Genomic DNA, 13,079 nt, shown 5'->3' with positions numbered 1-13,079 from the left:
ATGGTGCGTCAGCTGTGGAGGGTAAGGATGAATGAGGCGCCAGTGGTGACTGAGGGATCGAGGATCAGAGAGCCGTTGATCTTTTCGGCGCGGAGGGCGCAGATGGGGAGGCCGAGGCGGGCGCCTTTGCTGATGTCAGTCGGCGTGGCGAAGGGCTTGAACAGATTTTCGCGCTCGTTTTCGGGGATGCCCGGACTTGTGTCGGTCACGATGAACTGGTGGCTTTTCGCTCCGCGTTTTCGGTAGGCGAGTGTGATCTTACCGCCCTCGGCTGTGTGTTTTGCAGCATTTCCGAGAAGATGGGTGAGGATTTTGTCGACTTCGGGAGCATCGATGCGGGCATAGCCTTTGCAGCCGTCGAGATGCAGCACCACGCGCGGATTGAGCATCGGGCGGATTTTATTAGCAATGGCATCGCAGAATGTCTGGAGATTCACTTCTTCGAGGGCTTCCTCGTCAAGCTGTCCGGCACTTTCCACATCGGAGAGTTCGCCGACACGTCTGACATAGCCGCGGAGGTTGCGCACAGCCGGGTCTGTCTGGTCAAGCTGTTCGAGTGTAGGCTCCATCTGCGAAGACATGTTGTGGAGTATGGCGCTCTTGGCGGCGCTTTCGGCGTTGGCGGTGTCAACGGATTTTTTCATGCGTCTGTTTTTCGCCACCACGCGCCAGTAGAACATGGCACCGACACCGAGGGCGGCAAGAGCGATGACGAAGAGAGTGATGAAGGTTACCACCCAGCCCGTGCGGGCCTTTATGGTGTGGTCTTTCTCTGCGATAGTCTCCTGGCTTTCGGCATACTCCTGCTTAACCTTGCCGAGTTCGGTATGGGCTGTTATGGCCTCGATCGAGTCTGACCAGCGCATGTAGTTTTCATAGGTGTGTTCCACGAGGCGGGCATCGTTGGCGCTTACGGCTCTTTCGATGAGGTCCTGATAGGCCTTGTCGGCGGCTTTGTAGTCATTGGCCTGGTCATACTGCTTGATCAGGCGGGCTATGCAGAGGTCGCCTTTGGCTGTCTGGTTGATGGCATAGTAATACTGGGCTTCGTTGAAGAGCATGTCGCTTGTGAGTTCCTTGTTTCCTGCTTTTTTTGCATAGCCGGCCATTTTGGCGAGCGAGCGGCCTGCGTCGGAGTTGTTTGAGAGATTGCGGTAGATGAGGAAGCGGGCGCGTTCGGTCGTGTAGAAAACCGCAGGCAGAGAGTCGGGCGAGATATGGCGTTCGGCAAGAGTCTTGTCGTTGTTGGCGAGAAGACGGAAAGCGCCGTCGTAGTTCTTGGCATCGGCGCATATCGCAGCCGCGGCAGCTGCCGAGCGTGCGGCGGGCAGATACTGGTGTGCGGCCATCTGCGAGTTGTAAGCCTTCAGCTGTCGGTTGAGCTCGGTCTGGCTGTCGGCCCACATCCCGAAAGCCGCGGCGGTCAGAGCTATGACCAGAGTAAACAGTCGTTTCATAATATATAAATAGTTTGCGTGATTGTGTTTAAGCAACTCTTAAAAATTAACCGATAGAATGTGTGCATAAGTAGCTCATATAATAGTATAAATTAATTTCTCAGAGTTACTTATCAGCAATGATTCGGTAAAAATCACCGAAGTGGTTGAAACTTAAGTTAATATATCGAATCGTCAAATACAAATGAATCGCCAAAGCGTTCATTATAAAAACATTAAACAATATGAACGTATTGGCGATTCTCAAAGACTTCACCTTTCAGTGTAAGTCGGTATTTGAAAATACTACAACCAAGATGAGCAAAAGGTTCCTCAACTGGCTGATTTTAACAATACGCACTGTGGCGTTGATTCCGGGCAAAGTCAATTTTACCCGGCTGTCGCGCTATGGCGGTCGTACAGCCAAGACCTTTGCCTCCAATTTCAAGACACCCGTAGACTGGATGAAAGTCAACATAGGTATGGCGCAGGATTGTTTTGGACCGTCCGATGACATGGCAGTGGCAATCGATCCGTCGTTCATTTCAAAGTCAGGCAGCCTGACATATGGCATAGGCCGTTTCTGGTCAGGGGTGGCACAACGTGTCAAACGCGGTCTGGAGATAATGGCGATCGGGGCAATAAGTCTGAGTAAACATACATGTGTGATGCTCGGTGCTGTCCAGTCACCGAACTTCAGGACTCTTGAATCTGAGAAACAAATGTCAATGCTTGACTGGTATGTGGCACTTGTCAGGTCAAAGGCGGCAGAGCTGCTCTCACTGACGGATATTCTGGTTGCCGATGCCTTTTTCTCCAAATATGAGTTTGTAAATGAGGTGATTGGCATGGGATTCCGGTTTGTCGGGAGATTACGTGCCAATTCATATCTCAGGTATTTGGCCATACCGGATTCCTCCGCCACGCGAAGACGCGGCAGAAAGAAAAAGTATGGAGAGAAAGTGGATTTCTCAACTCTTGATATGTCCGTGTTCACTTCATTCATATATGAGGATTCCAAAGGAATCAAAACCCGATGTCACACGGCGGTCGTACATTCGAGGGCATTGAAACGCGACATCCGTATCGTGGTATGTCCGGTTGAAAACGGAGAGCCTCTTCTTTACTTCTCTACCGACACCGACATGAGACCTGAAAAGATCATCGGTTTCTACCGCACACGCTTCCAGATCGAGTTCGGTATACGCGATGCCAAGCAGTTTACCGGACTTCAGTCACAGCAGACCCGCGACAGGGAGCGGCTTGACTTTGCGTTCAATCTTTCCTTCACAGCCCTCAATGTCTGCAAAGAGGTCATAAGGAAGGATTATCCGGATCTTTCGGTAGCGCAGTTCAAACGGCTTATGTTTGAATCTTATCTCGCCTCAACAATTATTTCGACTTGCGGAAAATCTCCGCATCTCAAAATAATTCAGAAAATAAATCATCGGTTGGCTCAGTTAGCGGCTTAGCCAAGGCTGAACAACCTCAAATTTTACCGAATCATTGTATCAGATAAACGAATGAGCCATGCCGATGGTTTAGGGGGGAGGTTATTAACAATCAGAGGCAGTTTTCAACATTTTAACACGATTTGATAGTAGAAAGGTCTAACGGACAGAGGAATTTTTGTTACTTTGCATCAGAAAAACCAATAAACGCCTTATGGGTAAAATAATAGCAATCGCCAATCAGAAAGGCGGCGTCGGAAAAACCACCACTACCATCAATCTGGCCGCGTCACTTGCGGCTGAGGGTAAGAAGACACTGATAATTGACGCCGATCCGCAGGCCAACGCAACATCGGGCTACGGGATAGACCCTAAGACTATGACCTCTTCGATCTACGAATGTCTGGTCGATGACTATCCGGTGGAGGGATCCCAGGTAGCCACCTGCTGCGAGGGGCTTGATCTTGTCGGGTCGCGCATCGACCTGGCAGGCGCTGAAATTGAGCTTATCAACAAGCCTGCGCGTGAGAATGTACTGAAAAAGGCAGTCGCTCCCGTCAAGGACAAGTATGACTACATACTGATCGACTGCTCTCCGTCGCTCGGACTTATAACGGTCAACGCACTGACCGCGGCAGACTCCGTGATCATTCCCGTGCAGGCTGAATATTTCGCACTGGAGGGAATCACCAAGCTTCTCAACACCATCCGTATCATCAAATCGAAACTCAATCCGCAGATCGAGATCGAAGGCTTTCTGCTGACCATGTATGACGCGCGTCTGCGCCTGGCCAATCAGATCTACGAAGAACTGAAAGGCCACTTCGGTCCAATGGTCTTTGACACGGTGATTCCCCGCAACATCCGTCTGAGCGAGGCACCGAGCCACGGCCTGCCGGCTTTGCTCTACGATCCGATTTCACGCGGAGCTACCTCTCACGTGGCCCTCGCCCGTGAACTGATAGCAAAAAACAGCCTCTAACCACACTACAGATAAATAATCACAGAATCCTATGCAGCCCAAACGCCCTGCCCTCGGCCGCGGTCTCGACTCGCTCATCGCAATGGATGATGCGCCCGCCCGCGGTACCTCGGCCATAAATGACATAGAGATCTCACGTATCTCTCCCAATCCCGATCAGCCGCGACGTCTTTTCGACGAAGAAGCCCTTGAGGAACTCTCGCGCTCCATCCGTGAGCTCGGCATCATACAGCCCCTGTCGCTGCGCAAAACCGGACCTGACACTTACCAGATCATAGCCGGCGAGCGACGCTACCGCGCGGCGATGATGGCCGGACTGACTACCGTCCCTGCCTATATACGCACTGCGAATGACACTGAGCTGACCGAAATGGCGCTCATAGAGAACATACAGCGCGAAGATCTCAACGCCATAGAAATAGCTCTGACATTCAAAAAGCTGATTGATCAGTATAATCTCACCCAGGAGCGTCTGAGCGAGCGCATAGGCAAGAAGCGTACCACGATTGCCAACTTCCTGCGTCTGCTCCGCCTTCCGGCTGAAGTGCAGCTCGGTCTGCGCGACCGCCGGATTGACATGGGTCATGCCCGCGCTCTGCTGAGCATCGACGACCCGAAATTTCAGCTGCGTCTCTATAATGAGATCGTTAAACAGGGCCTTTCGGTGCGCCGGGTGGAGGAACTCGCAAAGAAATATCAGCAGGCGGCTCTCGAAGGCAAGAAGCCTGAGAATGACAGCAGAAGATTTTCTAACAATGATTATGATATTTTAAAAGACCACCTCTCGCAGCGATTCAGCACCCCTGTAAAGCTCACCTGCGACGCTTCCGGCAAAGGAAAAATCTCATTTTCTTTCCGCGATGAGGCTGAACTTGAAAGATTAATTGCTATCTTTGACACTGCAAAGCAGTAGCCGTCAGAAGCTATTGCCTGGAAATTACCGGGTGGATCTTGATATTCGCCTGGAACTCAGGACGATAAATCCAAAATGCAATTCGAAGCGGAAAAAGAACAACGAACAGCTGGAACCATATGGAGGCTTGCTGTCGGCATGATGTTGATCGTGCTGACATGCCCGTTTAACATTTTTTCTGAAAATATGCCGGCCGAAAGCTGTGTGGCTGATGCCGACTCGGTAGCTCCGGTTGTCACGGCTCCCTCGCGGAAGCCTGTAAGGCCGGAGCGGCGTCATACATCACCGATCTCAAATCTGCCTGACAGTTTTCCGGTAGGGAATCCGCAGACACCTCCGGTCATGGTGGTTCTTGACAGCCTTTCGGCCCAGGGTGATTCCGTCAGCATAGTTCCGCTTGACTCTGTCCCGGTTGTTGCCTCTCCGCTGATAGCGGTGACCGATTCGATAGCCCGCGCTCCGGAGGAAAAGAAATTTACCTTTGTCCCTGACCCCACCAAAGCCGTCTGGATGTCAGCCCTGTTTCCTGGCCTTGGGCAGCTTTACAACCGCCGTTACTGGAAACTCCCCATAGTAGTAGGCGGATTCATGGGGCTTGGCTATGCCATGAACTGGAACAATACAATGCTGCGCGACTACACCCGCGCCTATTCCGATATCATGGACAATGACCCTTCGACCAAGAGCTACATGGACTTCTTCGCGCCGACCGTGCAGGAGTCTGATCTAAATAAAGAATGGCTGACCAATATACTGCGCCAGCGCAAGAACATGTATCGCCGTCAGCGTGACCTCTGTGTCATCTGCATGATAGGCGTATATCTTGTTGCGATGGTCGATGCCTATGTCGATGCGCAGCTTGCCCATTTCGACATCAGTCCGGACCTCAGTGTCGATATCGCTCCGGCACTGCTCCCCACCGAGACTCGCAAGAACGGTCTGCCCGGTCTCGGAGTCTGCTGGGCGGTCAATTTCTGACGCTGTCAGCCGGTCGATCATTTATGTAAAATAGTCCAAAACTCTCCCATAGATATATCTGTAAAGAAAAATAATGAATAAGTCAATCCTTGTCGCAGTATTTGCCGTCGGACTCAACGCCATGAGTGTCATGGGCGCTCAATCCATACTTGAGATAAAGAACTCGATTACCGATGACAATATAATAGCTCCTGAAAGCTTCGAGACGCAGACCCGTCTGCTTGAGGAGAATTTTTATCTGAAGAATTATGTGGTTCCGGGCATTGACCTCGGAGCGTCGCAGACCGCCACTCCCGCTGAATATGAGGAGAGGCTCAAGAGACTCCCGACCGAGATCGAGCTGCCCTACAACTCGATTGTAGGGAACTATATCAATATGTATCTCACCAAGCGCCGCTCGCTGGTGGCTGATATGCTTGCCCTCCACAGTTACTACGGTCCGATTTTCGTGGAAGAACTGCTGAAAGAGGGTATGCCTACCGAACTGCAGTATCTTCCGGTAATTGAATCGGCCATTAACCCCAACGCCGTTTCGCGTGCAGGAGCAGCAGGCCTGTGGCAGTTCATGCCCGCAACGGCCAAAGGGCTCGGAATGGAAGTCAACTCGCTGATCGACGAGCGCCGCGATGCCCGTCTGTCTTCTCGTAACGCCGCCCGTTATCTTAAACAGCTTTATGAGATCTACAATGACTGGTCGCTTGCCATAGCGGCCTACAACTGCGGTCCGGGTAACGTCAACAAGGCTCTGCGCCGTGCCGGAGGCGAAGGCAAGAAAGACTATTGGGAGATCTACAGCTATCTTCCTGCCGAAACCCGTGGATATGTGCCTGCCTTCATCGCCGCCAACTATGTGATGAATTACTACAACAAGCATGGCATCTCTCCGACTGTCATCAAGCGTCATCTGACCACTGACACCGTCCAGGTAAACAAATATATTCATTTCAACCAGATTGCTGCAGTGCTTAATATACCGGTCGACGAGATCCGTATGCTAAACCCGCAGTATCGCAAGGATATCATCCCCGGAGACTATCGCCCCTATCTTCTGACGCTCCCCACTCAGCAGTGTCTGAGCTACGTTATGAGCGAGAAGCGAATCGTCGACTATGACGCAGACCGCTATGCGCGTCGCAGCTATGTGGAGCCGGGCGAGAATTCCGAGCCGGAGATCGTGGCCGGAGACAACGGTGTGGCCAATCTTGCCCAGGCAAGCCGCCAGACAGCCAATGCCCAAACCAACAATGAGATTGCCCAGACCCAGATGTCGGAAAAGATGGTGGTGAAGACCCATGTGGTGACACGCGGAGAAAGCATCCGTGACATCGCGCGTCAGTATGGCGTCTCGGCTACAGACATCAAGCGCTGGAATCAGTTGCGCCGTGGCAAAGTCAAGGAGGGCGATAAGCTCAAGATCGAAGTGTTCGAGCGTGTGTCCCCGGAAAGCGTCAAGGTTGTAGCCGCCCCTGAAGTGGCTCAGGTCAGTGCCGAGACCCTGCGGGAATCTGCCGCTTCGTCCAATGCCGCAGCACCGGCCGCCACGTCGGCTTCTGCTGCAAAGAATGCCGCTCCCGCCAAATCTGCATCTGCTTCAAAAGCTGCGGCTTCAAAGCCTGCACCCAAAGCCGTCGCGACTCCGAAGGCCACCAGATATAAGGTGCGCAACGGTGACACACTGGAGAAAATTGCCCGCAAACACGGAACTACAGTCGCAGCCATCCAGTCGGCCAACGGACTTGGAAAAAGTACTAACATCCGCGCCGGACAGAGCCTGAAAATTCCGGCCAAGAAAGCAACGGCCAAGAAAAGAAGCCGCAGAAGAAGATAAGCAAGCGGACCTTTCCGTTAAAGAATCACCCAAAAAGTCAACCTCCACAGCCGTGATCTGCGGCATGTGGAGGTTGACTTTTTTCTTTTATAATGTTTTTTCGGTCTGAAGGAGCTGAGCTGTCAGGCAGAGGGAAAGAGCGAAGACGAATCTCTCTACTCTCAGACAAGTTCCATGCCCTTGAGTATGGCCTGCTTGTTGATGGGGAGCAGGTGGTGGTGTCGTTCGGGCAGAGTCTTCTTGAGGCCTTTCATGACGGCTTCTACCGGAAGCAGTCCGCGCACTTTCAGGAGCGAGCCGAGCAGCACCATGTTGTAGGCCTTGCTTGATGAAAGCTCGAATGTCGCTTCCATAGCTTCGACCGGATAGATGTTGATGTCTGTGCGGGTAGGCGCATGGTGTATGCTGTAGGGATCATAGATCAGAGTGCCGCCGGTTTTTACTTTCGACTCGAACTTGTCGAGGCTCTGCTGGTTGAGAATAACGGCTGTGTCATAGGTGTTGAGCACAGGGCTGCTGATCGGCTGATCGGAAAGAATTACAGTCACATTGGCTGTGCCTCCGCGCTGCTCAGGTCCGTAGGCTGGCATCCATGTGACCTCAAGATTGTCCATCAGCCCTGCATAGGCGAGGATTTTGCCCATTGACAGGACTCCTTGTCCGCCAAAACCTGCTATGATTATTTCTTCTTTCATCTCGTCTGTTATTTCGTTTCTTTAACGCTCTCTTATGGTTTGACAGTGCTGTCTTTGAGATCGCCTACGGGGTATTTGGCAAACATGTGTTCCTCCATCCATTGATTGGATTTGACGGGCGACATTTTCCATCCGGAACTGCAGGTGGATACGATTTCAACCACTGATGTCCCGAAGCCTGACATGGAGTTCTCGAAAGCTTTGCGGATGGCTTTCTTGGCCTTGCGCACAGCGGCAGCCGAGTGGACGCTCTGGCGGGTGACGTAGCATGTCCCGTCAAGCATGGCGAGAATCTCGGAGATTTTCAGCGGATAGCCGTTGAGTTCTACACGACGGCCGTAGGGGGTAGTCGATGTCACCTGACCTTCGAGGGTGGTGGGTGCCATCTGGCCTCCGGTCATGCCGTAGATGCCGTTGTTGATAAAAATTATGGCTATGTTCTCGCCACGGTTTGCTGCGTGGATTGTCTCGGCTGTGCCGATGGCCGCGAGGTCGCCGTCGCCCTGATAGGTGAACACCAGTCTGGACGGATTCAGGCGTTTGGCGGCGGTGGCGATTGCCGGTGCGCGTCCGTGGGCCGCTTCTATCCAGTCCACATCAATATAGTTGTAGGCCATTACGGCACAGCCGACGGGGGCAACGCCTATGGCTATCTCTTCGGCACCCATCTCTTCAATCACCTCTGCGATGAGCTTGTGGACAACTCCGTGGGAGCATCCGGGGCAGTAGTGCATGGTGTTGTCGTTGAGCAGACGGGGCTTGGTCTCGACTATGTTGGCGCTTTGTTTGATTTCTTCGGGAGTCATGACTGTCTCTTACTTTTCAATGATGTTCTTAAGGGCCCCAAGAACTTCGGAGGGGTCCATGACTATGCCGCCCATGCGGCCGAAATGGTGGATCGGGACACGGTCTTCGAGGCTCAGACGCACGTCTTCGATCATCTGTCCGGCGTTGAGTTCGACCACAAGGATTGATTTCACTTTTTTGCTGAGGCGTTTCACCTCGTCGTAGGGGAAAGGCCAGAGAGTGATTGGGCGGAGGATTCCGACTTTCAGTCCTTCGGCGCGGGCGTCTTCCATAGCTTTCTGGCAGATGCGGGCCACAGAGCCGAATGCCACTATCAGATAGTCGCAGTCTTCAGTGTCGTGTTCCTCGAAGCGGACCTCATTTTGTGCTATTCTGCGGTAGGTGTCCTGCAGGCGGAGATTGTTTTTCTCCATAGCCACCGGATCGAGTTCGAGGGTGGTCATGACGTTGGGCTTGCGCATTCCGCTTCGGCCTGTCACGGCCCAGGGACACTGGCGGGCTATCTCTTCATCGGTGCGGCGCGGGCGTTGCGGGGGAAGAACTACTTTCTCCATCATCTGACCGACTACTCCGTCGGCAAGCATCATGACGGGATTTCTGTATTTGAAAGCCAGGTCGAAACCGAGAGCTACGAAATCAGCCATCTCCTGCACTGAAGCCGGGGCGAGGACTATCAGATGGTAGTCGCCGTGGCCGCCTCCTTTTGTGGCCTGGAAATAGTCGGCCTGCGAGGGCTGGATTGTGCCGAGGCCGGGGCCTCCGCGCATACAGTTGATGATGAGGGCCGGAAGTTCGCCGGCGGCTATGTAGGAAATGCCTTCCTGCTTGAGGCTGACACCGGGGCTCGACGAGGAGGTCATGCAGGCCTTGCCTGTGGCGGCGCCTCCGTAGACCATATTGATGGCGGCTACTTCGCTTTCAGCCTGAAGCACCACCATGCCGGTGGTTTCCCAGGGCATCAGCTCTTCGAGAGTCTCAAGTATTTCGCTCTGAGGGGTGATAGGGTAGCCGAAATAGCCGTCCACTCCGTAGCGGATGGCTGCATGGGCCACTGCCTCATTGCCTTTCATTAGTCTGACTTCATCTTCCATATTGCGGAGCACTATTTTTTTCAGTGCCGTTTTTTTGTTTTGTTTTGAATGGATGGGGTGAGTTTTAAACAACCTCTTATTTCTCTACCACGCGGTAGACGGTTATGCAGCCGTCAGGACAGACGGTGGCACAGGCCGCGCAGCCTATACATTTTTCCGGTGCGACGTCGGCTGCGAAATGATAGCCTTTGTCGTTGACTTCATTCTGCTGCAGCGAGAGCACCTGACATGGACATGCCACAACACAGAGGTCACATCCCTTGCAGCGTTCGCGGTTGATTTCTACAGCTCCTATAACTTTAGCCATGATGTTTTAGCGGTTAGTTGGGCGGTGAGGTGCGGTATAGAATGGACCCTCATCGTTGACATACTTATTCAACACAAATTTACATATAATTCTTTTTATAGGATCCATTTTAATTAAACTTTAACCTATTGCACACCTGCGAAAATGTTGCGCAAATGAATTAAAACGGCTTATAATAAAGAATTATCATAAGCCGCAGAGTTAAATATCTTTAACAAATGTAAATTCCTGTTGGTCGAGGTTGGTGTTGGCCACATGCAGTCTGATTCCTTTGGTCTGAGGCGAGTTCCAGACTCCGGCAATGTCGAAAGACGCGAAATAAGCACGGTCATGATAGTCTGTGGGCGAGGCCATTATGTGGACCAGATAGATGTCTGGATATTCGGTGCCGATGGTGGCGGGATCAGCCGCGAGCTGAAACAGTCGCGGTTCAGGATCATAGGTGAGCCGCACGTGGAAATTCAGATGGTTTCCGGTGCGCCATACGCTGTAGAGATACACTTTGTCGCGGTTCCAATTGTCAAACTCCTCTTTCCACTCAGTGGCCACCGGGCTTTGGTTGACGCGGGCGGCGCTGAGCAGCGTGATGTTGCCTGACGTGTAGGCCTCGCCGCTTTCGGGAATATAGCGGATGATCATGCGGGTTCCGGCCGTGGTTTCTGCGGGGAGCAGAGTGGGGGAGATGAGCGTGATCAGCGGACTGTCATCCACCTGCCTGAAAGTGAAGCGGCTACGATCGCCTCCGTCGGTACTGCCTTCATAGGTGACGATATCCCACAACTGCATCTCTACCGGGCCTTTGAATCCTGTTTCGTCAGAGCATGAGCAAGTTAGCGCAAGTATAATGAGCGCTAAGGCGAGATGGCTGTATATGGGTCTGTTGTTATTGGGCACTGTCCTCAATGATGTTTCCGTCGTTCATTCTGATGACACGGTCTGAGCTCAGAGCCAGGGTGTCATCATGGGTCACGATGATAAATGTTTTGCCGGTGGCCTGCCTCAGGTCAAAGAAAAGCCGGTAGAGTTCGGCACGGTTATGGCTGTCGAGGCTGCCGGTAGGTTCGTCGGCAAGAATTACTTTAGGGTCGTTGATGAGCGCGCGGGCCACTGCGGCGCGCTGGCGTTCGCCGCCTGAAAGTTGGGCCGGACGATGGTCCAGGCGTGAGCCCAGTCCGAAGTCATTCAGCAGCTTGCGGGCATGGGCTATGGCCTCGCCGCGGGCTGTGCCGCCTATGAGTGCCGGGAGCGCGACGTTTTCTTCAAGTGTGAATTCAGGAAGAAGCTGATGGAACTGGAACACGAAGCCCATGTTGCGGTTGCGGAAGGCGGCCAGACGCGAGTCTTTGAGGCGGGTTATGTCTTCTCCGTCAAAAATGACCGATCCGCTGTCCGGGCGTTCGAGACTGCCGATTATCTGCAGCAGGGTTGTCTTTCCGGCTCCGCTCGGCCCCACTATGGTCAGCATCTCGCCGTCGGCAATCGACAGCGAGACGCTTTTGAGCACCTGCAGTTTATCGAAACTTTTGCATATGTCGTTGACCTGGATCATCTGTGTGGGGGTCGGGCGCTGATGCGGTGTGGAATAATCTCTGAAAATCAGATGGAGAGACGGCGCAGAGTGTCGAGAAGCTCGCGGTTGATGGGCTTGTCGTTTTTGATGGCCTTGGAGAAAGGAACATAGACAATCTCGTCGTTGCGGATGCCGATCATGACATTGCGCTGTTCTTCAAGAAGAGCGTCGATGGCGGCAGCGCCCATGCGCGATGCAAGGATGCGGTCACAGGCGGTTGGCGATCCGCCGCGCTGGAGGTGGCCGAGGATGGAGACTCGCACGTCATAGCCCGGATATTCGTTTTTCACACGTTCGGCCAGGCCCATCGCTCCGCCTGTCACCGGGCTTTCGGCCACGAGGACTATCGAGGAGTTTTTGCTCTTGCGGAAGCCGTTCTGTATGAGTTCGGCAAGCTGGTCGACCTCAGTGGATATTTCCGGAATGATGGCGGCTTCGGCTCCGGAGGCTATCGCGCCGTTTAGGGCGAGGAAGCCGGCGTCGCGGCCCATTACTTCGATGAAGAAGAGGCGTTCGTGGCTTGTGGCCGTGTCTCGGATCTTGTCGACACACTCCATGATGGTGTTCAGGGCTGTGTCATAACCGATTGTCGAGTCTGTGCCGTAGAGATCGTTGTCGATGGTTCCGGGGAGGCCGATGATGGGGAAGTTGAATTCGTTGGCGAAAATTCTGGCGCCGGTGAGCGATCCGTCACCGCCGATCACTACGAGAGCGTCGATTTCGTGGCGCTTGAGGTTGTCGTAGGCCAGCTGACGGCCTTCCGGGGTGGTGAATTCCTTGCAGCGGGCGGTTTTGAGAATGGTGCCGCCTGCCTGGATGATATTTGAGACGTTCTGAGTGTGGAACTCCTGGATCTCATCGGTGATGAGTCCGCGGTAGCCACGGTATATACCTTTGACCTTGAGACCTCCGTAGATGGCCGAGCGGGTTACGGCGCGGATTGCGGCGTTCATACCTGGGGCGTCACCTCCGGAGGTGAGAATGCCTACACATTTGATTTCTGCCATAACAGTTGAATCCG

The 13,079-nt window shown here is 53.2% G+C and carries 13 protein-coding genes; 5 read left to right on the top strand and 8 right to left on the bottom strand.

Features of this window, described 5'->3' with window-relative positions; genetic code table 11:
* Positions 1 to 8 precede the first annotated feature (8 nt).
* Complete coding sequence (locus FDZ78_RS04410) at positions 9 to 1,457, bottom strand: HAMP domain-containing sensor histidine kinase (RefSeq protein ID WP_136408083.1); 1,449 nt, start codon at positions 1,455 to 1,457, stop codon at positions 9 to 11.
* A gap of 224 nt (positions 1,458 to 1,681) precedes the next feature.
* On the opposite strand from FDZ78_RS04410, the gene FDZ78_RS04405 reads away from it, so the two are divergent.
* The 5 genes from FDZ78_RS04405 to FDZ78_RS04385 all read left to right on the top strand — a co-directional run bounded on the left by FDZ78_RS04405 (position 1,682) and on the right by FDZ78_RS04385 (position 7,588).
* A complete protein-coding gene (locus FDZ78_RS04405; protein WP_124076708.1) occupies positions 1,682 to 2,908 on the top strand; it encodes a transposase in 1,227 nt (408 codons plus the stop codon).
* A 193-nt stretch (positions 2,909 to 3,101) separates the two neighbouring features.
* Positions 3,102 to 3,869: a ParA family protein gene (locus tag FDZ78_RS04400; RefSeq protein WP_123398279.1), complete on the top strand. Its 768-nt coding sequence runs from the start codon at positions 3,102 to 3,104 to the stop codon at positions 3,867 to 3,869.
* A 31-nt stretch (positions 3,870 to 3,900) separates the two neighbouring features.
* Positions 3,901 to 4,782: a ParB/RepB/Spo0J family partition protein gene (locus FDZ78_RS04395; RefSeq protein ID WP_123398278.1), complete on the top strand. Its 882-nt coding sequence runs from the start codon at positions 3,901 to 3,903 to the stop codon at positions 4,780 to 4,782.
* Between the two features lie 75 nt (positions 4,783 to 4,857).
* Positions 4,858 to 5,760 carry a DUF5683 domain-containing protein gene (locus FDZ78_RS04390; RefSeq protein WP_123398277.1) on the top strand — a complete coding sequence of 301 codons (903 nt, stop codon included), beginning with the start codon at positions 4,858 to 4,860 and terminating at the stop codon, positions 5,758 to 5,760.
* Positions 5,761 to 5,833: 73 nt separating this feature from the next.
* On the top strand, positions 5,834 to 7,588 hold the full coding sequence (locus tag FDZ78_RS04385; RefSeq protein WP_136408082.1) for a lytic transglycosylase domain-containing protein: 1,755 nt from the start codon (positions 5,834 to 5,836) through the stop codon (positions 7,586 to 7,588).
* Between the two features lie 161 nt (positions 7,589 to 7,749).
* On the opposite strand, the gene FDZ78_RS04380 is transcribed toward FDZ78_RS04385, so the two are convergent.
* From FDZ78_RS04380 to pfkA, 7 genes are all read right to left on the bottom strand, one after another.
* Positions 7,750 to 8,283, bottom strand: a complete 534-nt coding sequence (locus FDZ78_RS04380; RefSeq protein WP_123398276.1) for a 2-oxoacid:acceptor oxidoreductase family protein — start codon at positions 8,281 to 8,283, stop codon at positions 7,750 to 7,752.
* Between the two features lie 32 nt (positions 8,284 to 8,315).
* On the bottom strand, positions 8,316 to 9,089 hold the full coding sequence (locus FDZ78_RS04375; RefSeq protein WP_123398275.1) for a thiamine pyrophosphate-dependent enzyme: 774 nt from the start codon (positions 9,087 to 9,089) through the stop codon (positions 8,316 to 8,318).
* A gap of 9 nt (positions 9,090 to 9,098) precedes the next feature.
* Positions 9,099 to 10,181 carry a 3-methyl-2-oxobutanoate dehydrogenase subunit VorB gene (locus FDZ78_RS04370; protein WP_124075684.1) on the bottom strand — a complete coding sequence of 361 codons (1,083 nt, stop codon included), beginning with the start codon at positions 10,179 to 10,181 and terminating at the stop codon, positions 9,099 to 9,101.
* Between the two features lie 76 nt (positions 10,182 to 10,257).
* Positions 10,258 to 10,488, bottom strand: a complete 231-nt coding sequence (locus tag FDZ78_RS04365) for a 4Fe-4S binding protein (RefSeq protein WP_107031664.1) — start codon at positions 10,486 to 10,488, stop codon at positions 10,258 to 10,260.
* A gap of 201 nt (positions 10,489 to 10,689) precedes the next feature.
* Complete coding sequence (locus FDZ78_RS04360; protein ID WP_136408081.1) at positions 10,690 to 11,382, bottom strand: NigD-like C-terminal domain-containing protein; 693 nt, start codon at positions 11,380 to 11,382, stop codon at positions 10,690 to 10,692.
* Positions 11,372 to 12,037: an ABC transporter ATP-binding protein gene (locus FDZ78_RS04355; protein ID WP_123398272.1), complete on the bottom strand. Its 666-nt coding sequence runs from the start codon at positions 12,035 to 12,037 to the stop codon at positions 11,372 to 11,374. The genes FDZ78_RS04360 and FDZ78_RS04355 overlap by 11 nt, the downstream gene beginning before the upstream one ends.
* A gap of 47 nt (positions 12,038 to 12,084) precedes the next feature.
* Complete coding sequence (gene pfkA / locus FDZ78_RS04350) at positions 12,085 to 13,065, bottom strand: 6-phosphofructokinase (RefSeq protein ID WP_107031661.1); 981 nt, start codon at positions 13,063 to 13,065, stop codon at positions 12,085 to 12,087.
* Between the last annotated feature and the right edge of the window lie 14 nt (positions 13,066 to 13,079).

The sequence above is a fragment of the Duncaniella sp. B8 genome, assembly GCF_005304985.1.
Taxonomy (GTDB): Bacteria; Bacteroidota; Bacteroidia; order Bacteroidales; family Muribaculaceae; genus Duncaniella; species Duncaniella muris.
This window is presented reverse-complemented; position numbering and strand designations above follow the sequence as displayed.

Coding starts and splice junctions, on each gene's coding strand:
- FDZ78_RS04355 (WP_123398272.1), bottom strand. CDS start 12,037: ATGATCCAGGTCAACGACATATGCAAAAGTTTCGATAAACTGCAGGTG.
- FDZ78_RS04380 (WP_123398276.1), bottom strand. CDS start 8,283: ATGAAAGAAGAAATAATCATAGCAGGTTTTGGCGGACAAGGAGTCCTG.
- FDZ78_RS04400 (WP_123398279.1), top strand. CDS start 3,102: ATGGGTAAAATAATAGCAATCGCCAATCAGAAAGGCGGCGTCGGAAAA.
- FDZ78_RS04410 (WP_136408083.1), bottom strand. CDS start 1,457: ATGAAACGACTGTTTACTCTGGTCATAGCTCTGACCGCCGCGGCTTTC.
- FDZ78_RS04385 (WP_136408082.1), top strand. CDS start 5,834: ATGAATAAGTCAATCCTTGTCGCAGTATTTGCCGTCGGACTCAACGCC.
- FDZ78_RS04370 (WP_124075684.1), bottom strand. CDS start 10,181: ATGGAAGATGAAGTCAGACTAATGAAAGGCAATGAGGCAGTGGCCCAT.
- FDZ78_RS04365 (WP_107031664.1), bottom strand. CDS start 10,488: ATGGCTAAAGTTATAGGAGCTGTAGAAATCAACCGCGAACGCTGCAAG.
- pfkA (WP_107031661.1), bottom strand. CDS start 13,065: ATGGCAGAAATCAAATGTGTAGGCATTCTCACCTCCGGAGGTGACGCC.
- FDZ78_RS04395 (WP_123398278.1), top strand. CDS start 3,901: ATGCAGCCCAAACGCCCTGCCCTCGGCCGCGGTCTCGACTCGCTCATC.
- FDZ78_RS04375 (WP_123398275.1), bottom strand. CDS start 9,089: ATGACTCCCGAAGAAATCAAACAAAGCGCCAACATAGTCGAGACCAAG.
- FDZ78_RS04390 (WP_123398277.1), top strand. CDS start 4,858: ATGCAATTCGAAGCGGAAAAAGAACAACGAACAGCTGGAACCATATGG.
- FDZ78_RS04405 (WP_124076708.1), top strand. CDS start 1,682: ATGAACGTATTGGCGATTCTCAAAGACTTCACCTTTCAGTGTAAGTCG.